Consider the following 17,418-nt stretch of genomic DNA (forward strand, 5'->3'; position numbering starts at 1 on the left):
CCGGTATCTCATGCTGCTGGATGTTGGGATGGCACTTCTCGCTTCCCATTCCAGTGTTCGCGGGATGCTAATCGGCCGGAAAGCAACGCTCGACGGCGTCGCAGGCATTGCGTTGATGTTGCCTGGCGGCCGACTCCTCGTATCTCGCTGATCGATGTCGACAATCCACGCCTGCTTGCCGGTAGCGGATCGCGTGTCAAGATTGCGGCATCGCCCGTCCTCATCGGCTCCAACTATCAAAGGCACCCGCTAAAGCACACACTCGATCCATGTCAAAGGGGTGATGAGAAGGCCGAGCTGTTCGAGATGGCCGAATGCAGGCGCTTGCGGTCGGAACGGCTGCGACGGACACTTCCGGGCAATGCGGTTCTCCTTAAAAGCGTCTCGAGAAATTGACCATGCGTATTCCCCCCGTCAAGGCCATCGTTGCCTTCGAATGCATTGCCAGGACCAGAAGCGTGAATCGCGCGGCCGAGGAGCTTGGCCTTACGGCATCAGCAGTGAGCCATCAATTGAGCAATCTGGAGTCGATCATTGGCCAGCCTTTGTTCCAGCGAACGGGGCGCGGTCTGGTCCTGACGCCCACAGGCGAGCGCTACCTGTCCGATGTAACGGGTTCTCTGGCGGACCTCAGCCGCGCGACCGAGCGGGCGTCGAGCCGCAAGGAGGTGGACATCCTGCGGGTCCATTCAAGCCCGAGCTTCGGTCTCATGTGGCTGTTGCCGCGGCTCGCTTCGTTCCAGGAGGCGAACGGCGACATCCAGCTGAACCTCGCGTGCTCCTATGAGAACGTCTCGTTTTCGAACGGCTTTTATGACATCGACATTCGTCACGGCTACGGCGAGTGGACCAACGTCGAAGTCAGGACTCTGCGCGGCGAGTTCATCGCGCCGCTCGCCTCGCCGAAATATCTGGAGCGACACCCGGTAAATACGCCGGAAGATCTTCTCGGGCACCGGCTCATTTTTTCCGAAACACCGCTTGTGCAATGGCGTCAGTGGTTTGGACGGCTGGGCGTCGCTGGCGCGCAGAAGACTTTCGATTTTTCATTCGACCGTTCATACATGTCCATCGAAACGGCCGCGCTGGGACTGGGCATCGCACTGGAGAGTCTGATGCTCGCCTCCGTCAAGATTCGGGAAGGCGTATTGGTGCCCGTATTCGACGATGCGCATTCAGTCGAGGTCGGTGCTCACCATCTGGTTTATCCCAGCCAGAACGCTGATCTGCCGAGAGTAGCCCGGTTTCTCGCATGGATCGAGCAGGAGACCGGGCGCAGCGCGCCTCACCCGTCAGGGAAATCCCGCAGCTGAAATTTTCTCAGCACCGATTGAGCAAAACTGCGTTGATGGTCAGGTCGCAGGCGGAGAAACTTCGCCTACACCCAGTTCCCCAACGGAGACACGAACATGTTGCTCGAGAATCAAGTGGTCATCATCACGGGCGCGGCATCGCCGCGCGGTATCGGCAAGGCGACGGCGAAAGCGATGGCCGCGCAGGGCGCCCGCGTCGCGATCCTCGATCTCAAACAGGCCGAAGCCGAAAGCGCGGCGCGCGACCTGGGAGACGGCCACCTGGGTCTGGCGTGCGACGTCACCGATAAGGAAGCGTGCATTAGCGCGGCCAATGCCGTCGTCGAGAAATACGGCCGCATCGATGCGCTGGTGAACAACGCGGGCATCACGCAGCCCATCAAGACACTGGAAATTGCGCGCGAAAACTTCGACGCGGTGATTGGCGTGAGCCTGCTCGGCACGCTGTGCATGTCGCAAGCAGTCATTCCGCAGATGAAGAAGCAGCAGGGCGGCAGCATCGTGTGCATGTCGTCCGTCTCGGCGCAACGCGGCGGCGGTATCTTTGGCGGCCCGCACTACAGCGCGGCGAAAGCAGGCGTACTCGGGCTTGCGAAGGCCATGGCGCGCGAGTTCGGCGCCGACCGTATCCGGGTGAATTCGATCGCGCCAGGCCTCATTCAGACGGACATCACGGGCGACAAGCTGACGCCGGAAATGCGCGCCGACATCATCAAGGGCATTCCGCTTGGACGTCTCGGCGACGCCAACGATATCGCCAACGCCTGCCTGTTTCTGACCAGTGGCCTGTCGACCTATCTCACAGGCATCACGCTCGACGTCAACGGCGGCATGCTGATCCACTGACGACGAAATTGTGTGCGCGTTGCAACGATGCGCACGCTCACGACGCACCCGAACGCACGGGGCGTCGCGCCGCATGAACGGCTCACAAGCTTGCGGTCAGACGCAGCATCGAAGGCATGCGTCCGGCCAACAGGAGACAACCGATGAAATCCAGAATAGCCTCGCCCACGATCGACGCAGAGCTTTCCGTGTCCGACGACATCGTCAGCTTCGAAGCAAGAACCTATGCAAAGGTCGCGCGCCGTCTGATTCCCTTTCTGATGCTCTGCTATCTGGGCGCATACCTCGACCGCGTCAACGTCGGTTTTGCGAAGCTTCAGATGCTCAATGATCTGCGCTTTTCCGAAACGGTGTACGGCATCGGCGCGGGCATCTTCTTTCTCGGCTATTTCCTCTTCGAAGTGCCGAGCAATGTGGTCCTTCACAAGGTGGGGGCGCGCAACTGGCTCGCGCGCATCATGCTGACGTGGGCGCTGATTTCTGCAAGCTTTGTGTTCGTCAGATCGCCGACCGTGTTCTATGTCTTGCGTTTCCTTCTCGGCGTCGCCGAGGCGGGCTTTGCGCCCGGCGTGATTCTGTACCTCACGTACTGGTTCCCCGCAGCACGACGCGCGAAGGCGCTATCGATGTTCTTCATGGCGATTCCGCTCGCCGGTATCGTAGGCGGGCCGCTGTCGGGCTGGATCATGCATTCGTTTCAGGGGCTGCATGGCCTTGCCGGATGGAAATGGCTGTTCATGCTCGAAGCGGTTCCGTCTCTTGTTCTTGGCTTTGCCATCATTCTCTATCTCGACAACGGCATCGCCGGCGCGAAGTGGCTGACGGAAGACGAAAAAGCCCTGCTCAAGCGCAACGTCGACAAGGACCGCACACAGACCACCGAGCACATGTCGATTCGTGCGTTCATCGCTGACAGGCGTCTGTGGCTGATGGCCGCCATCTACTTCTGTGTCGTGCTTGGCCAATATGGTCTCACGTTCTGGCTGCCGACCATCATCCGCCGCACGGGCGTCGCTGACCCGTTGTGGGTGGGCATCCTGACGGCGATCCCGTACATCTGCGCGATCGTCGCGTTGCCCCTGCTTGGCAGCAGCGCAGACAAGCGACGTGAACGCCGTCTGCACCTGGCGATTCCGATGCTCGTCTCGGCAGCCGGCTTCGCTACCTTGCCGATGCTCGGCAGCGTGGGCGCGTCGATTGTCTGCGTGAGCGTTGCAGCGGCGGGCATTCTCGCTTCGTCGTCGCTGTTCTGGGCGCTGCCTACGGCCGTCCTCGGCGGCATGTCGGCGGCAGCGGGGATTGCAGCCGTCAACTGCTTCGCCAATCTTGCGGGCTTCTTCTCGCCCGCCATCGTGGGGTGGCTCAACGACCTCACAGGCAAGTCGACGGCAGGCCTGATCTTTATCTCGTCGGCAGTGGTGCTTGGTGCGGTCCTGGTGTTCTTCGTACCCGCGAAAACCGTCAATCGCTAAATCAGTTCTTTTCTGGAGACGTGCAAATGAGTACTCCCGTCATCGAGGATGTGACGCTTGCCGAGCGTGCCTATCGCATCCGACGCAATGCCCTTCTGATGGGCGAAGTGCAAGGTCAAGGCTATATCGGGCAGGCGCTCGATATCGCTGACGTGCTGGCCGTCTCGTACTTCGGCGCAATGAACTACCGTCCCGCCGAGCCCGATTGGGAAGATCGCGACCGCTTCCTGCTGTCGAACGGCCATTACGCGATTGCGCTGTACGCGGCGCTGTTCGAGGCGGGCATTCTTCCGCAGGAAGAACTCGAGACCTACGGCAGCGACGACAGTCGTCTACCCATGTCCGGCATGGCGAGCTACACCCCCGGCATGGAGATGTCGGGCGGCTCGCTGGGACAAGGCCTGACGATTGCGGTGGGCCGTTGTCTCGGACTCAAGCGGAAGGGCTCGAAGTCGTTCGTGTACACGCTCTTCTCCGATGGCGAACTTGACGAAGGAGCGATCTGGGAAGGCCTGATGTCGGCGGCTCACTGGAAGCTCGACAACCTCATCGCGATGATCGACGTGAACAACCAGCAAGCCGATGGTCCGTCGACGCAAATCATGGCCTTCGAGCCGCTCGTGGCGAAGCTCGAAGCATTTGGCTGGTATGTGCAGCGCGTGAACGGCAACGATATCGACGCCGTCAAGCAGGCATTCGATAACGCGCGAAACCTGAAGGAAGTCAAACCGCGCGTCATCGTGTGCGACACGAAGATGGGCAGCGGCGTGCCCTTCCTCGAGCAGCGTGAGAAGAATCACTTTATCCGCGTCGATCCGCACGAATGGAAGCTGGCGCTCGAAGCACTCGATGAAACTTTCGCAGGGAGAAAAGCATGAACTCGGTCATCGACAAAAAGCCTCGCCTGAAGACCTCGGCGATGATCGCGTCTATTGCGGGCGAAGGACAGTTGACGCGCTCAGCACCGTTCGGTCACGCGCTTGCCGAACTCGCACGTAGCAAAGCGAACGTGATTGGCATGACGGCCGATCTCGGCAAGTACACCGATCTTCACGTCTTCGCGAAAGCGTTTCCGGAGCGCTATTACCAGATGGGCATGGCCGAGCAGTTGCTGATGGGCGCAGCGGCTGGCTTCGCTCACGAAGGCGCACAGCCGTTCGTCACTACCTATGCCGTATTCGCGACGCGGCGCGCGTACGACTTCATTCACCAGACCATCGCGGAAGACGACCTGGATGTGAAAATCGTCTGCGCTCTGCCGGGTCTGACTACGGGCTATGGTCCGAGCCACCAGGCCGCGGAAGATCTTGCACTGATGCGCGCAATGCCGAACATGACCGTCATCGATCCATGTGACGCGCTGGATATCGAGCAGATGGTGCCCGCCATCGCCGCGCACAAAGGTCCTGTCTACGCGCGTCTGTTGCGCGGCAACGTACCGGCCGTCCTGGACGAGTACGATTACCGCTTCGAACTCGGCAAGGCGAAGATGCTTCGGGACGGCACAGATGTGCTCATCGTCTCATCCGGGATTATGACGATGCGCGCACTCGAAACTGCGAAGGCGCTCGAAGCGGATAAGGTGGACGTCGCGGTGCTGCACGTGCCGACCATCAAGCCGCTGGACACCGAGACGATCATTCGCGAAGCACGGAGAAAGGGGCGAATGGTCGTGGTCGCCGAGAATCATACCGTCATCGGCGGGCTCGGCGAAGCGGTGGCGACGACGTTGCTGAGTGCTGGCGTTTCGTGCACATACAGGCAGATTGCACTGCCGGACGCATTCCTCGATGCAGGCGCTTTGCCGACGCTGCATGACCGCTACGGCATTTCCACAAACGCAATGGCCGCCAATATCAAAGAGTGGCTGGCATAGGAAGCGCCGCGTTTGCTCGAGCACGACGTCGGCAGATGCAGTACGAGGGCCCAGGGCTTCGGAAGCATTGCGAGAGAACGTGTCCGTCATGGGTAAGGAGGGGAGTCACGGAAAGTCGTCGCAACAGCGCGCGGGTACGCAGCGACCACGCCGATGAAAGCGGTGCGATCCGTCTTCCATGTCTTCAGGTGTCATGGATCCCGCCCACCGTCTGGTGGGCGTTTTTCTATCGTGAGACACATCGATACTTGCGTCGGCACACTAGCGAAGTACGTGCGACGGTGCGGCTTTTCACAACATCTGTCGCGTGCCGTGCGCGAGGTCTGCCGCGTAGACACGTGCTCGAATCAACGCGGAAGAAGAATTAAGGCAGCCACGGCGGACACACTATTTGCAGACTTCTGGCCGCCAACGTGCGAGCGTCGAGCGCGCCACGCGGCCTTTGCCGGCGAGTCGCGTTGTTACGCCGTCGGCGGTCCTTCGTCGTTTCTGGCGGGATCGTATTGCCTGCGTCGGCGCGATGGCGTTGAAAATATCGAGTCGATAAACGTATGCGCGCGGCTCTCGCCGTATCTGAAAGCGTCGTGTTCCGATAGAAAATCGAACTGCTCGGGGAAGTTCGCCACCTTCCGATCGGGTTGGTCCGGAAACGAGACAGTCCATGACACGCGAAACCGCCGGTACATCCCAACAATAGCGTGCGATTTCGATAACGTAACGTGAACCTCGATGCCGCATCCGCGATACGACGCATAGTATTGGCTGGACATTGTCATCCCTCGAAGCGGGAACCGTATTACAGACCTTGCGAAGCATTGCACGTGCCGCATGTGGCGACGTCGGTACGCGGTCGACGGCTGGCGGCTTTTACAGGCAGAGCGCTTGTCGCATCGCATGCTTGATTGTCTGCCTGCGCGTGCCCGATCGCCGCAGTACGTCGTCGCTCGAGTCCTGCGAGAAGATCGCGAAGGCGATGTCAGAGATGGAACTGCCAATACGCGACGCCCAACTTCTTCGCGTAGCACGTAATCAGCGATTTGCGGAATTGGTCTGGGCCGTGGCTGGAAGGCCAGACGCGGCTCACTCAGCCGGTCTGCCATGACGCGCCGATCCATCGATAATCGATACGTGCTCGTCGGCCGGGACCATCGGGGCCGCGTTGCGCGCGCTTTCGGTCCCGAATATGGCGGAGTTCGGCACATTGGGCCGCGCATCTAAGGGCCGCTCGCGTGATGTTTCCAGGTGTGCATGACCTGGTCTCTATGCTGGCGTGCGGACAACGGGGCGCAGCGTGATTCGGGCTTCGTTCACGCAGCCGCGCCGATGCGCAACTTGCCAATGTGTTCCGCAGCACGTCGATAGCCGCGTCGGGTGTGCCTGCCTGTGCGACGGATGCCTAACTGTTTCTGTTGCCTTGCGGACCTTCGGCAGGATCTTTCGCATCCTCCGGCTCTTTCGCTGGTCTCTGTGCAACGTCCTGTCGACGTTCATCCCGGCAGCAACATACCGATCGCGGCAACCGTCATGAAACCCGTGGCCAGCCAGCCCAGCCAGGCTAACGCGCCCCCGACAGGGAACCGGCCCATCACCTTGCGGCTCGATGCCATGTACATGACGAGCGCCATGATCGGCACGGCGGTGATGCCATTGATTACGGCACTCCAGTACAGTGCCTTGATCGGGTCGAGATGGCCGAAGGTCAGTCCTATGCCACCCAGAATGGCGACGGCGATCACGGCGTAGAACCGTTTCGCTACAGCGATGCGCAGCGACAGACTGTTTTTCCAGCGGAAGGTGCCTGCCGCCGCGTAGGCCGCCGATCCCGCAAGCACAGGAAGCGCAAGCATTCCCGTGCCGATGATGCCGAGGCTGAACAGCGCAAACGCCAGTTCGCCGGCGATCGGCCTGAGCGCTGACGCGGCATCGGCTGTCGACTTCACATCGACGTGATGCGCATGCAGGGTGGCGGCTGCCGTCAGCATGATGAAGAAGGCAACGATGTTCGATGCGGCCATCCCGATCCAGGTATCGACGTTGATGCGCCTGAGTTGCGCGGGCGCTTGCAGCGGTGCACGCATCAACGGCGCCTGCCCGTCGTGTGAACGGATTTCCTCCACTTCCTGAGCGGCTTGCCAGAAGAACAGATAAGGGCTGATTGTGGTGCCGAGCACCGCGACAACGGTGGTCATCCAGTGTGCCGACAGCGTCAGGGGCGGGTGCACCACGTCAAGCGCGACGGCCGGCCAGTCAACGGGCACGATGAACGCGACGGCGACATAAGCGAACAGCGCGAGCGTGAGCCATTTCAGCACGCGCGCGTACCGGTCGTAGGTAACGAACATCTGCAGTAACAGTGACGTGATGCCGAAAACAGCGGCATACAGCGGCACAGGCCCGCCGAGAATCAGTCTGGCAGCGTCGCCCATCGCGGCGAGATCGGCCGCGATGTTGATCGTATTGGCGATCAGCAGCAGGCTTACCGCCGCGTATAGCAGCCAGGCCGGAAAATGTTCGCGCAGGTTCGATGCGAGGCCTTTACCCGTGACGCGGCCCATGCGTGCGCTGACCAGCTGGATTGCGGCCATCAGCGGATAGGTGATGAACAGCGTCCACAGCAGGCCGAAGCCGAATTGCGCGCCCGCCTGCGTGTAAGTGCCGATGCCGGCGGGATCGTCGTCCGCTGCACCCGTGACGAGACCGGGACCGAGCCGTGCGAACCAGGAACCTTCGGCCTGCGTCTCACCGCCAGCGTCGCGTTCGATGGGTTCGTGCATTGTTCCGCTCCTTTCGCCGGCGGCGGGCGCGGGCGGTCTGGTTCTATGCGCAGTGGCGAGCAACTGCCGTGCCGCGGCAATTCGTCCACCATACCGATCCGTTGTCCGTACGCGTCCGCGACAGTACCTCGCCCGCCGCCACGCTATTTCCAGCTGGATGCGCAGTGACATGCGATTCACCGCAACGCGCGATTGCGTCGAGAATGAATGGTCGAAAACGAAGGCAAGAGGGAGGCGACTATCGGCGAACCAGGCTCGGCAACCGGATGCCTGGAAAGAACCGCTTGGGCGCCTTCAGACACGACCTCGCGGAACTTGCGCGCCAACGCGCGGAGGTTGCCATCACGGCATCCGCAGCCTCATCCTGCTTGTGAACGGCGACGCGGTACGGATAGCTCTGACGCGCGCAATCGATGAACTGTCTGGGTAGTCGAAGCACTCGTCACGACGCACGCATCTCGTTTCGACGAAAATGCGCCGCTTACCTGTGCCTCGCGCACCCTGATCCGGCTTGACGACATCATTTGTCCGAAACGGATTTGCCGGGCGGATCGCGCGTAAAGTCAGCGTGCGACGATCGACTCCGCGATCCGGTCGGCGAGCTCGCCGAGAATGCGGCTCAGTGCCGCCGCCTGCGCCGGCGCGTCGCGGTTCGTCATCTCCGACGTGAGCGTCGCCTGTCGCGCCAGGATGACGCCGGGAGGGTGCCCCGACAGCAGCGTCCAACCCGCTTGCATTGTCAGCGTTCCGTTGGCGTTGGCCTCGGAGTCCAGCACCGTGACGACCAGCGTTCTCGTATCGGGCGGTGCCGGCGCATCCGGCAGAACGAATGAGCCGGCCGGCAGGCGCGTCGTCAGGTCTTGCGCGAGCGTGCGCCGCATCATCTGGGCGAGCGGCGCACCCCAGCGGTCGCCGTCATTGATCGACAGACGGTTCGGCGAAATCTGCGTGACGACTTCGAGCCGATCGAGCACGTCAGGGATATGGACGGCGGTCAGTTGCACGGGCGGTATCCCGTGCGTGGCGAGCGGCGCGCTGGTTGGCGCCGCGCTCAGACTCACATAGCGCGTGGGCATGCTATGCCCGCACCCGGCGAGGGCGCTGCCGACGAGCGATATGACAAGCGCTGCCAGTCGTACTGGACTGTCCATCACGGGCTCTCCTCGCGCCGTCCGCGCACGAGCGCCTCGGGATGGCGATCGAGATAATCGGCGAGCGCCCGTACGGAGCGGGCCGTATCGGTAAGCTGGTGCAAGGCCGCAGGCAGGTCGTTCTGGCTCGATGCGTCAGCCCCAAGTGTACGGTTCGCAGCCGCGACGGTGCGATCGGCGGCATTCGCCGTCTCGCGCAGTTGCGCGACGAGCGGACCGATTTGCGGTGAGACCTGCTGCAACGTGCGGTCGATCTGCGCGACGGACCGGTCGATGTGCATGAGGCTGTCGCGGATCTGAGGCGATGAACTCAGTGCGTTGATGCGCGCCGCAGTGCTGCGTACTTCGTCACCCGTTTCCTTGATGGGCAGATCGTCTATCTTCTTGATGACCTCGTTGGCTCTTGCCGTGATTGCGTCGATGTCCGCGGACGCGACGCTCGGAATTTCCGGTACGCCGTTTTGAGCGGCGGCAAGCGTCGCACGCGACGCGCCTGTCACGAAATCGAGGTTGACCTTGCGAGGCCCGACGAGCGGCGGATCTTGCGAGAGACGTGCGCGCAGTCCTTCAGCGACGAGGCGCTTGAGCATGCTGTCGACGAGCGACCGCCAATCGCCGTTGGCGGGCGGCGCCGTGCCGACGATGCCGAGCTGCGACGGGTCGAGCGAGATCTGCACGGGCGTGCTCAGCGCGCCCGTGGCCGCGTCGTAATTGAGGCGCACGCTGGTCACGGTGCCGACATGAAAGCCGCGCAATTCAACATCGGCGCCGTCCTTGAGTTCGCCCGCCGCGCCCTCGAACCGCACGACATAGTTCACGACGGGACCATGCGCGGGCGCGAGAGCGGGTCGCCGGTCGGCCCCTTCGAAGTGGACGGCAGGCTCACCGGGACCCGGCTCCATGACGATCTCGGGTCCGGAGAGCATGGCCTTCATCGAGGAAGGATCGCTGAAGTCCACTTGTGCGCCGCGCAGAAAGAACCGCGTGCCGCTGCGCAGATACTGCTTTTCGGCTCGATCTATTTTCAGCTTCGCTTCGACGTGCCGCCCATCGGGCGCGAGCACCACGTCGGAGACGGCGCCTACCTTTACGCCGCGCAGGGTAACGCTCGTATCGTCGGGTTTCATTCCGTAGGCGTCGTTGAATACGACCGTGACCGTTTCGCCGCCGTGCACGAGCGCGCGGACGCCAAGCCATCCTGCCACGCCGAATGCCGCGAGCGGGACCGCCCAGATCCAGCCCGGCCACGCGGTGCGCCGCACCTCGGCCTGCGTGCGGCGCGGACGTGCTCCATTCATGAGCGTCTCCTGATATGGACGTCCCACATCATTCGTGGATCGAATGCACGCGAGGCCGCCATCGTCAGGAAAACGACGAGCGCGAACGCCGTAGCGCCGATCGCGGGCCTCGACGAGGCCAATCCGTCGAAACGGATCAACGGCACGAAGGCAGCGATCGTGAACACGTCGACGTTCGACCAGCGCCCGAGCTCGTCGATCCATCGATAGAGATGCGCCTTGACGCGCAGATGTTTGCGGGACCGCCGCGAAACGGAGACGATGAACCAACCCATGCCGACGATCTTGGCGACGGGTATCACGATGCTCGTACAGATGATGAGAATGCCGAGTGGCCACAGGCCCGCGTGAAAGAGCTGGTACACGCCATCGACGATCCTGTGCGGAACATCGCGACCGAGTTCCATCGAAAGCGTCATCGGATAGAAGTTGGCTGGCACCGTCAGCACGAGCGCGGCGAGCGACAGGGCGGCAGACCGCACGACGGCGTCGGATTTGCGCGTGCGCAACTTCAGCCCACAGCGCGGACACGCGCGACCCTCGTACGAGACGGGCACGACGAGATCGCACACGAGACATGAAAGGGCGGCTTCGCCTTTTTGCAGCTTCCGTTCGGGAGCGATTGCACGCCAGACGGTCCGGCGATCGAGCGACGCGCGCGTGAGCATGGACATCAGCGCGGCGACGATGAAGCAGTAGCCACCTGGACCAATCGTGCCCGTCAGGTCTTGCGTCACGCGCGCATAGCCGACGAAGCAGCCGACCAGATACACATCGGGCATTGCCCAGACATCGAGAGACAGCGTCCAGCGGAAGACTGTACCGATGCCCTTGAAGCGCCGTCCGATGAGAATCGCGCCGAGGACAAGCGCGAGACCGCCGAACCGCACGAACGGCAAAACGATGCCGAACGTACCGAGCAGCACAGCGAGGATGATCCAGCCTTCACGCCAGATCGCGACGATGCCTGAAGAAAGCACCGACGAGCGCTCGGCGCCAAGCATATGCACCGTCATCAGCGGTGCGAGATTGGCGGGAAACAGAAGTACGAAGGTCGCCATCGCGCAGGCCAACGCCGCGCTCATGCTGCGGCCGCTGCGCCGTTCCAGCGGATAGTGGCACATGCGGCAGCGTGCGAGCATGCGTGCTGTCAAAGGCGGAATGTCCTCGAGCGCGCCGCATTCGGGGCAGCCGATTGTCATGTGGCCTCGTTGATTGACTGTCGTCTGATAGCACTAGTCGCGTAGCATGCCGCATTCCAGGCTTTGCGCGGCATCGAAACGCCTGGGACAGTGATGACAATCCAACCTCACGCAATGGTCCGTTCGGCTACGAAGCGGAGCACGACGAACGAACCTGCATCGCCGCAGCAACAGACGCCCGAACGGCTTTGCCCGAGTGCTGTCGACACATTCGCGCATTCATTGGTCTGACACGGTGCGATTCGCCTTCTGGCGGGTAAAGCGCTTTATACGGCGTTTTCGGGAATCGTACGAACATGCGCTTGGCTTTGAGTTCACACGCTATATCCGGAATCTCGCATCAACTGGCGCGACACGTCGCTGGCGGGGCCTTCCGCGTCGAATTGCGTGCGAAGTTTCGCGTCTGCCCTGCGGGTCACGCCGCGATGCATGGCCACAATAATTGCGAAAAGGGCGACTAGAAAGACAAACGTCGGAACGCTAATCATCACATTGCTCCTCGGTGGCCAGACCGAATACTGTCTGGCCATGGTCGAACGCGAATACATCGCAAATCACCACGTGGGTCTCCATTCATTCCAGCGAGGTGCATAGTCCGGGCCTGGAGGCGTGTACGGCAATCTGAAGGAACAGGGCGCAAGTTTCCTCGCGTCAATCGCTCATCGTGTGCAGGAACGGCCAATGCGATCGTTGACTATTCCCAGTGAGGTTTCTGGAGGAAAAGCCATGACTACAGTGTCGGAAGTAATGACGCGCGAAGCAGAAACGGTGACGCCAAGCAGCACCATCCGGGAGGTTGCGCAACTGATGGAGCGGCTGGACGTCGGTGCATTGCCCGTTTGCGACGGGTCGAAGCTCAAGGGTATGGTGACCGACCGCGACATCGTCGTGCGGGCCGTCTCGTCAGGTCGTGAACCATCGGCTGCCGTCAGTGAAATTCTGAGCGAGCCAGTTACATGGTGCTTCGAGGACGACGACGTCTCGGTGGCCCAACAAAAAATGGAGGAGGCGCAGATCCGGCGCCTGCCCGTGGTCGACAGTGACAAGCGTCTGGTCGGCGTGCTCTCGCTAGGCGACCTGGCTGCGAATTCCGATGCCAACGTCGGGAAGACCGTCAGCGCCGTATCGTCTCCTTCTGCGCCTGACCGTTAGCGATCCCTCGATTGCCGACCGCGCGTCCGCAACGCGGCGCTTTATGACAGGCCCGCTTGTCATGCGCCGTCAGGTCCGGCAACCGCGCCGGGGCAGTCCGCACAAACCGCCGTGCATTGGCGCCGGAAATCATCCAGGTTCCACCGGCGGCACGGCACGTCGAATGCGCGTTGCAAGGGCGCCGGCGCGCGCGGGATATGCGGCGCACGCGACGCGGCTTCGTGCGGCGAAGGCGGAGGCGAGGCGTCGCCTGACGACGCAGCGCTTCGACAGGCCGAAACTCGATACCGGTTGGAAGATGCCGGCGATCATGGCGAATACCGACGCCGCGGCGACACTCGATGTTGCTGCATCCGCCGGGCAGCGTGTAGCGCTGACCCTGGATATCAACGGCGAGATGCGCCAGTTCGAGGTCGAGCCGTGGACCACCCTGCTCGACCTGCTACGCGAGCGATGTGGACTGACGGGCACAAAGAAAGGCTGCGATCATGGCCAATGCGGCGCATGCACGGCCCTCGTCGACGGACAGCGCATCAACACGTGCCTCGCGCTGGCAGCGTCATACGATCGCGCGAAGATCGAGACGATCGAAGGGATCGCGCACGGCGACACGCTACACCCGATGCAGCAGGCGTTCATAGACCATGACGCCTTCCAGTGCGGCTACTGCACGCCAGGACAGATCTGCTCGGCAATTGGCTTGCTTCAGGAAGGCCAGGCGCGCTGTGCCGATGATATCCGCGAACTGTTGAGCGGCAATCTGTGTCGATGCGGCGCGTATGTGAATATCGTCAAGGCGGTGCTCGACGTTGCTGGCTTCGATCGGCATGCGAACACCGATGAGCGCCAAAGCGGGACGCAAACCGCCAGCGCAAAAGATGCGCCGGGCCGATCCATCACTGGAGGCCCGGCATGAACCGCTTCACATACGATCGCACGGACGACGTTGCGCAAGCGGTTGCGGCACATCGTGCGAAGGGCGCCGCGTTCCTCGCTGGGGGCACGAATCTGGTCGACCTGATGAGGGAGGGCGTTGCGACCCCTGCGCGTCTCGTCGATATTCGCCGCTTGCCGCTGCGCGAGATCGATGCGACGTCTGACGGCGGCCTCCGGATCGGCGCGCTCGCTACCAATACGGCTGTCGCCTGTCACGAGACAGTGATGCAGCGTTATCCGCTCGTCTCGAAGTCGATTCTGGCGGGCGCGTCCCCGCAGATCAGGAATGTTGCGACGATAGGCGGCAATCTCTTGCAACGTACGCGTTGCCTCTACTTCTACGACGTGGGCACGCCCTGCAACAAGCGCGAACCGGGTACTGGCTGCCCGGCGATGGAAGGTGTCAACCGGATGCACGCGATTCTGGGCGCGAGCAACCATTGCATTGCCGTGCATCCATCGGACCTGTGCGTCGCGTTGTCGGCGCTGGACGCCAGCGTGCATGTCAGCGGCGAGGGCGGCGAACGTGTGTTGCCGTTCGCCGATTTTCATCGCCTGCCTGGCGACACGCCGCACATCGACACGAACCTGCGCGACGACGAATTGATCACTGCCGTCGAACTGCCACCCGAGGGTTTCGCATCGAATCACACGTACGTGAAGGTGCGCGACCGCGCGTCGTATGCATTCGCGCTGGTCGCCGTGGCCGTCGGCCTCGCGCTCGACGGCGACGTTGTGCGCGACGTGCGCTGCGCACTCGGCGGTGTTGCGCACAAGCCGTGGCGCGACAGAGCCGCCGAGAGTCCTCTGCGCGGCCGGCCACTGTCGCGCGAGTCGGTGCGCGAATTCGCGGCTGCGGTTGTGCGCGAAGCGTGCGGGCGGCGACACAACGCGTTCAAGATCGAACTGACGACCCGGGCGATCGTGCGCGCGTTCGAAATAGCAAGCCGACGCGATTTCGGCGAAGGACACGAGGTGCGGCCATGAGCGATCCAACCGGCGCCGGACGCGCCGCAGGCGGCCACGAAACCTTGAGCGGCAGGCCGGTGAACCGCGTCGACGGGAAGCTGAAAGTGACGGGAGCGGCGCAATATGCTGCCGATTTCCGGGCGGAGGGTCTCGCGTACGGCTTTGTCGTGTCGAGCCGGATCGCGAGCGGACGCGTGCTTGCCGTCGATGCGTCCGCGGCCCTGGAATTGCCTGGCGTATTGCTTGTTCTCACGCATAAGAATCGTCCCGAACTGCCGATAGCCGACGCCGCGTGGAAAGACCAGGTCGCGCCGGGCGGCATGCCGTTCATGCCCTTATGGGATGATCGCGTCTGGTATAGCGGCCAGCCGGTTGCGCTCGTCGTCGCAGATGGCCTGGAACTCGCGCGCCATGCAGCGTCGCTTGTACGCGTGGAATACGAACGCGCGCCGCATCGTACGGATCTGCACGACGCGCTTGCCGATGCGTATCCGCCTTCGCGCGAGAAGGGAGGCTTCGATCCGCCGCCGCCACCGCGCGGGGATGCACATGCGGCTTTGAAGAAGGCGCCGGTGATGATCGACCGCTTCTATTCGACACCCGCCGAATATCACAACCCGATGGAATTGCACGGCTGCACGATCGTGCCCGATGCGTCGGGCAGGCTGACCGTCTACGAGAAAACACAGGGTGTGATGAATACCAGGCAGTACCTCATGAAGGTGTTTGGCCTTGAGGCTGGAGATATCGATGTGATTTCGCCGTTCGTCGGCGGGGCGTTCGGCTCGGGGCTGCGTCCTCAGTATCACCTGCCGCTTGCCGTGATGGCGGCGCGCGATCTGAAACGGCCTGTGCGCGTGGTGCTGACGCGTCAGCAGATGTTTACGTTTGCGCACAGGCCGACGACCGTGCAACGTGTTTCGCTCGGCGCCGACGGCAGCGGCAGGCTGCAGGCCGTAATACACGAAGCTGTATCGGAGACGTCGCGTTACGAGGACTACTGTGACGTGGTCGTGAACTGGGCCGGGCAACTGTACGCTTGCGACAACGTGAGCCTCGGTTACATGGTCAGCAAGCTCGATGTGCCGACGCCGGCCGATATGCGCGCGCCTGGCGCGGCGCAGGGGCTCTTTCCACTCGAAGTGGCGATGGATGAACTGGCCGAGGCGCTGGGCGTCGATCCGCTGCAATTGCGGCTCATCAATTACGCGGAGCGCGACGGCAACAAGAATCTGTCGTTCTCCAGCAAGGCACTGCGCGAGTGCTACGAGCAGGGCGCCGCGCGTTTCGGATGGTCGGCCCGGCCACTGAAGCCGCGTGCGCGACGCGAAGCCAGGGAACTCGTCGGTTGGGGCATGGCAACGGGCGCATGGGACGCCTTGCAGAACGAGGCGTCGGCGCTCGCGGAACTGGCGCCGGATGGCCGTATCGTGGTATCGAGCTCGACGGCCGACATCGGCACGGGCACGTACACCGCTATGACCCAGATCGCGGCCGATGCGTTGGGCGTGCCTCTAGAGACGGTCGAGTTCCGGCTCGGCGATACGACGTTGCCAAGAGCGCCGATCGAAGGCGGCTCGTGGACCGTGTCGTCGGTCGGCAGTGCGGTGCATGCGGCCTGCACGCGTCTCAAAGGCAAGCTCGCGACACTGGCGCGCGAGCATGGCGGCACTGACTTCCCGGCTCATACGCCCGATGCGGTCCAGATGGACGGCGGGCGCGTTCGATGTTCGGACGGCGCGCAGCAAGGCGTGCCGCTGAGCGAGCTATTTGCCCAAGTGGGCATACGCCGGCTCGATGCGCAGGTCACGGTTACGCCGCATATCAGGCAGCAGGCATACTCGATGGGCACGCATTCGGCAGTGTTTGCAGAAGTGCGCGTCGACGAAGCGCTGGGCACAGTGCGCGTCACACGCGTGGTGAGCGCAGTTGCTGCGGGCCGCATCGTGAATCCGAAAACGGCGGCGAGTCAGATCTCGGGCGGAGTCGTGTGGGGCATCAGCATGGCCCTGCATGAGGAGGGGCAATTCGATCACGAACTGGGTCGACCCATGAACCACAATCTGGCCGAGTACCACATGCCCGTCAATGCCGACATCCACGACATCGAGGTGATCTTCGTCGAAGAGCGCGACGATATCGTCAACCCGCTCGGGGCCAAAGGCGTCGGCGAAATAGGCATAGTCGGGGTGGCGGCTGCCGTCGCGAACGCGATCTGGCATGCGACGGGAAGGCGCGTGCGAGAACTGCCGATTACGGTCGACAAGCTCTACGCATGAGGAAACGGAAGCCGCCGTCCGGTGTAGATATCGATCTGGCCGAAATCGCCGACGGGTGCAGATGACGCGTTGCCGAAGCTCTGGACGACTTCATCGCATCTATTCGATGCGATTCTGCTGCTCTCGCTCATACTAGGATTCTCCGCGAAC

At 62.5% G+C, this 17,418-nt stretch carries 14 protein-coding genes; 9 read left to right on the top strand and 5 right to left on the bottom strand.

The features are described from left to right. Positions 1–398: 398 nt before the first annotated feature. The 5 genes from AABE10_RS12175 to AABE10_RS12195 all read left to right on the top strand — a co-directional run bounded on the left by AABE10_RS12175 (position 399) and on the right by AABE10_RS12195 (position 5,507). Entirely contained in the window at positions 399–1,313 is a 915-nt protein-coding gene (locus tag AABE10_RS12175) for a LysR substrate-binding domain-containing protein (protein ID WP_342933492.1), read from the top strand. A 96-nt stretch (positions 1,314–1,409) separates the two neighbouring features. Then, on the top strand, positions 1,410–2,159 hold the full coding sequence (locus AABE10_RS12180; RefSeq protein ID WP_342933493.1) for an SDR family NAD(P)-dependent oxidoreductase: 750 nt from the start codon (positions 1,410–1,412) through the stop codon (positions 2,157–2,159). Positions 2,160–2,302: 143 nt separating this feature from the next. Further along, complete coding sequence (locus AABE10_RS12185) at positions 2,303–3,631, top strand: MFS transporter (RefSeq protein WP_342933494.1); 1,329 nt, start codon at positions 2,303–2,305, stop codon at positions 3,629–3,631. 26 nt (positions 3,632–3,657) lie between these two features. Then, positions 3,658–4,509 carry a transketolase gene (locus AABE10_RS12190; protein WP_342933495.1) on the top strand — a complete coding sequence of 284 codons (852 nt, stop codon included), beginning with the start codon at positions 3,658–3,660 and terminating at the stop codon, positions 4,507–4,509. After that, on the top strand, positions 4,506–5,507 hold the full coding sequence (locus AABE10_RS12195) for a transketolase family protein (RefSeq protein WP_342933496.1): 1,002 nt from the start codon (positions 4,506–4,508) through the stop codon (positions 5,505–5,507). The genes AABE10_RS12190 and AABE10_RS12195 overlap by 4 nt, the downstream gene beginning before the upstream one ends. A 1,487-nt stretch (positions 5,508–6,994) precedes the next feature. Here the strand turns inward: AABE10_RS12195 and AABE10_RS12200 are convergent. The 5 genes from AABE10_RS12200 to AABE10_RS12220 all read right to left on the bottom strand — a co-directional run bounded on the left by AABE10_RS12200 (position 6,995) and on the right by AABE10_RS12220 (position 12,420). After that, the gene (locus AABE10_RS12200) at positions 6,995–8,281 is read right to left on the bottom strand and encodes a divalent metal cation transporter (RefSeq protein ID WP_342933497.1); all 1,287 of its coding nucleotides are present in this window, start codon (positions 8,279–8,281) and stop codon (positions 6,995–6,997) included. Between the two features lie 563 nt (positions 8,282–8,844). Then, entirely contained in the window at positions 8,845–9,432 is a 588-nt protein-coding gene (locus AABE10_RS12205; RefSeq protein ID WP_342933498.1) for a PqiC family protein, read from the bottom strand. Continuing rightward, positions 9,432–10,730 (bottom strand): MlaD family protein, encoded by a 1,299-nt coding sequence (locus AABE10_RS12210; RefSeq protein WP_342933499.1) that lies wholly within the window; start codon positions 10,728–10,730, stop codon positions 9,432–9,434. The genes AABE10_RS12205 and AABE10_RS12210 overlap by 1 nt, the downstream gene beginning before the upstream one ends. Next, positions 10,727–11,932 (bottom strand): paraquat-inducible protein A, encoded by a 1,206-nt coding sequence (locus AABE10_RS12215; protein ID WP_342933500.1) that lies wholly within the window; start codon positions 11,930–11,932, stop codon positions 10,727–10,729. The genes AABE10_RS12210 and AABE10_RS12215 overlap by 4 nt, the downstream gene beginning before the upstream one ends. A 314-nt stretch (positions 11,933–12,246) precedes the next feature. Continuing rightward, positions 12,247–12,420, bottom strand: a complete 174-nt coding sequence (locus tag AABE10_RS12220) for a hypothetical protein (RefSeq protein WP_342933501.1) — start codon at positions 12,418–12,420, stop codon at positions 12,247–12,249. A gap of 238 nt (positions 12,421–12,658) precedes the next feature. Here AABE10_RS12220 and AABE10_RS12225 point away from each other — a divergent pair, with 238 nt between their 5' ends. The 4 genes from AABE10_RS12225 (at position 12,659) to AABE10_RS12240 (ending at position 17,268) form a co-directional block, all read left to right on the top strand. Next, on the top strand, positions 12,659–13,084 hold the full coding sequence (locus AABE10_RS12225) for a CBS domain-containing protein (RefSeq protein WP_342933502.1): 426 nt from the start codon (positions 12,659–12,661) through the stop codon (positions 13,082–13,084). A gap of 310 nt (positions 13,085–13,394) precedes the next feature. Next, positions 13,395–14,000: a (2Fe-2S)-binding protein gene (locus AABE10_RS12230; RefSeq protein ID WP_342933853.1), complete on the top strand. Its 606-nt coding sequence runs from the start codon at positions 13,395–13,397 to the stop codon at positions 13,998–14,000. Further along, positions 13,997–15,007 (top strand): xanthine dehydrogenase family protein subunit M, encoded by a 1,011-nt coding sequence (locus tag AABE10_RS12235; protein ID WP_342933503.1) that lies wholly within the window; start codon positions 13,997–13,999, stop codon positions 15,005–15,007. The genes AABE10_RS12230 and AABE10_RS12235 overlap by 4 nt, the downstream gene beginning before the upstream one ends. Beyond that, positions 15,004–17,268, top strand: a complete 2,265-nt coding sequence (locus tag AABE10_RS12240) for a xanthine dehydrogenase family protein molybdopterin-binding subunit (protein ID WP_342933504.1) — start codon at positions 15,004–15,006, stop codon at positions 17,266–17,268. The genes AABE10_RS12235 and AABE10_RS12240 overlap by 4 nt, the downstream gene beginning before the upstream one ends. The last annotated feature ends 150 nt before the right edge of the window (positions 17,269–17,418 follow it).

Source organism: Paraburkholderia diazotrophica (genome assembly GCF_038900755.1).
Classification (GTDB): domain Bacteria; phylum Pseudomonadota; class Gammaproteobacteria; order Burkholderiales; family Burkholderiaceae; genus Paraburkholderia; species Paraburkholderia diazotrophica_A.

Coding starts and splice junctions, on each gene's coding strand:
- AABE10_RS12175 (WP_342933492.1), top strand. CDS start 399: ATGCGTATTCCCCCCGTCAAGGCCATCGTTGCCTTCGAATGCATTGCC.
- AABE10_RS12210 (WP_342933499.1), bottom strand. CDS start 10,730: ATGAATGGAGCACGTCCGCGCCGCACGCAGGCCGAGGTGCGGCGCACC.
- AABE10_RS12240 (WP_342933504.1), top strand. CDS start 15,004: ATGAGCGATCCAACCGGCGCCGGACGCGCCGCAGGCGGCCACGAAACC.
- AABE10_RS12205 (WP_342933498.1), bottom strand. CDS start 9,432: ATGGACAGTCCAGTACGACTGGCAGCGCTTGTCATATCGCTCGTCGGC.
- AABE10_RS12235 (WP_342933503.1), top strand. CDS start 13,997: ATGAACCGCTTCACATACGATCGCACGGACGACGTTGCGCAAGCGGTT.
- AABE10_RS12215 (WP_342933500.1), bottom strand. CDS start 11,932: ATGACAATCGGCTGCCCCGAATGCGGCGCGCTCGAGGACATTCCGCCT.
- AABE10_RS12180 (WP_342933493.1), top strand. CDS start 1,410: ATGTTGCTCGAGAATCAAGTGGTCATCATCACGGGCGCGGCATCGCCG.
- AABE10_RS12225 (WP_342933502.1), top strand. CDS start 12,659: ATGACTACAGTGTCGGAAGTAATGACGCGCGAAGCAGAAACGGTGACG.
- AABE10_RS12230 (WP_342933853.1), top strand. CDS start 13,395: ATGGCGAATACCGACGCCGCGGCGACACTCGATGTTGCTGCATCCGCC.
- AABE10_RS12190 (WP_342933495.1), top strand. CDS start 3,658: ATGAGTACTCCCGTCATCGAGGATGTGACGCTTGCCGAGCGTGCCTAT.
- AABE10_RS12185 (WP_342933494.1), top strand. CDS start 2,303: ATGAAATCCAGAATAGCCTCGCCCACGATCGACGCAGAGCTTTCCGTG.
- AABE10_RS12200 (WP_342933497.1), bottom strand. CDS start 8,281: ATGCACGAACCCATCGAACGCGACGCTGGCGGTGAGACGCAGGCCGAA.
- AABE10_RS12195 (WP_342933496.1), top strand. CDS start 4,506: ATGAACTCGGTCATCGACAAAAAGCCTCGCCTGAAGACCTCGGCGATG.
- AABE10_RS12220 (WP_342933501.1), bottom strand. CDS start 12,420: ATGATTAGCGTTCCGACGTTTGTCTTTCTAGTCGCCCTTTTCGCAATT.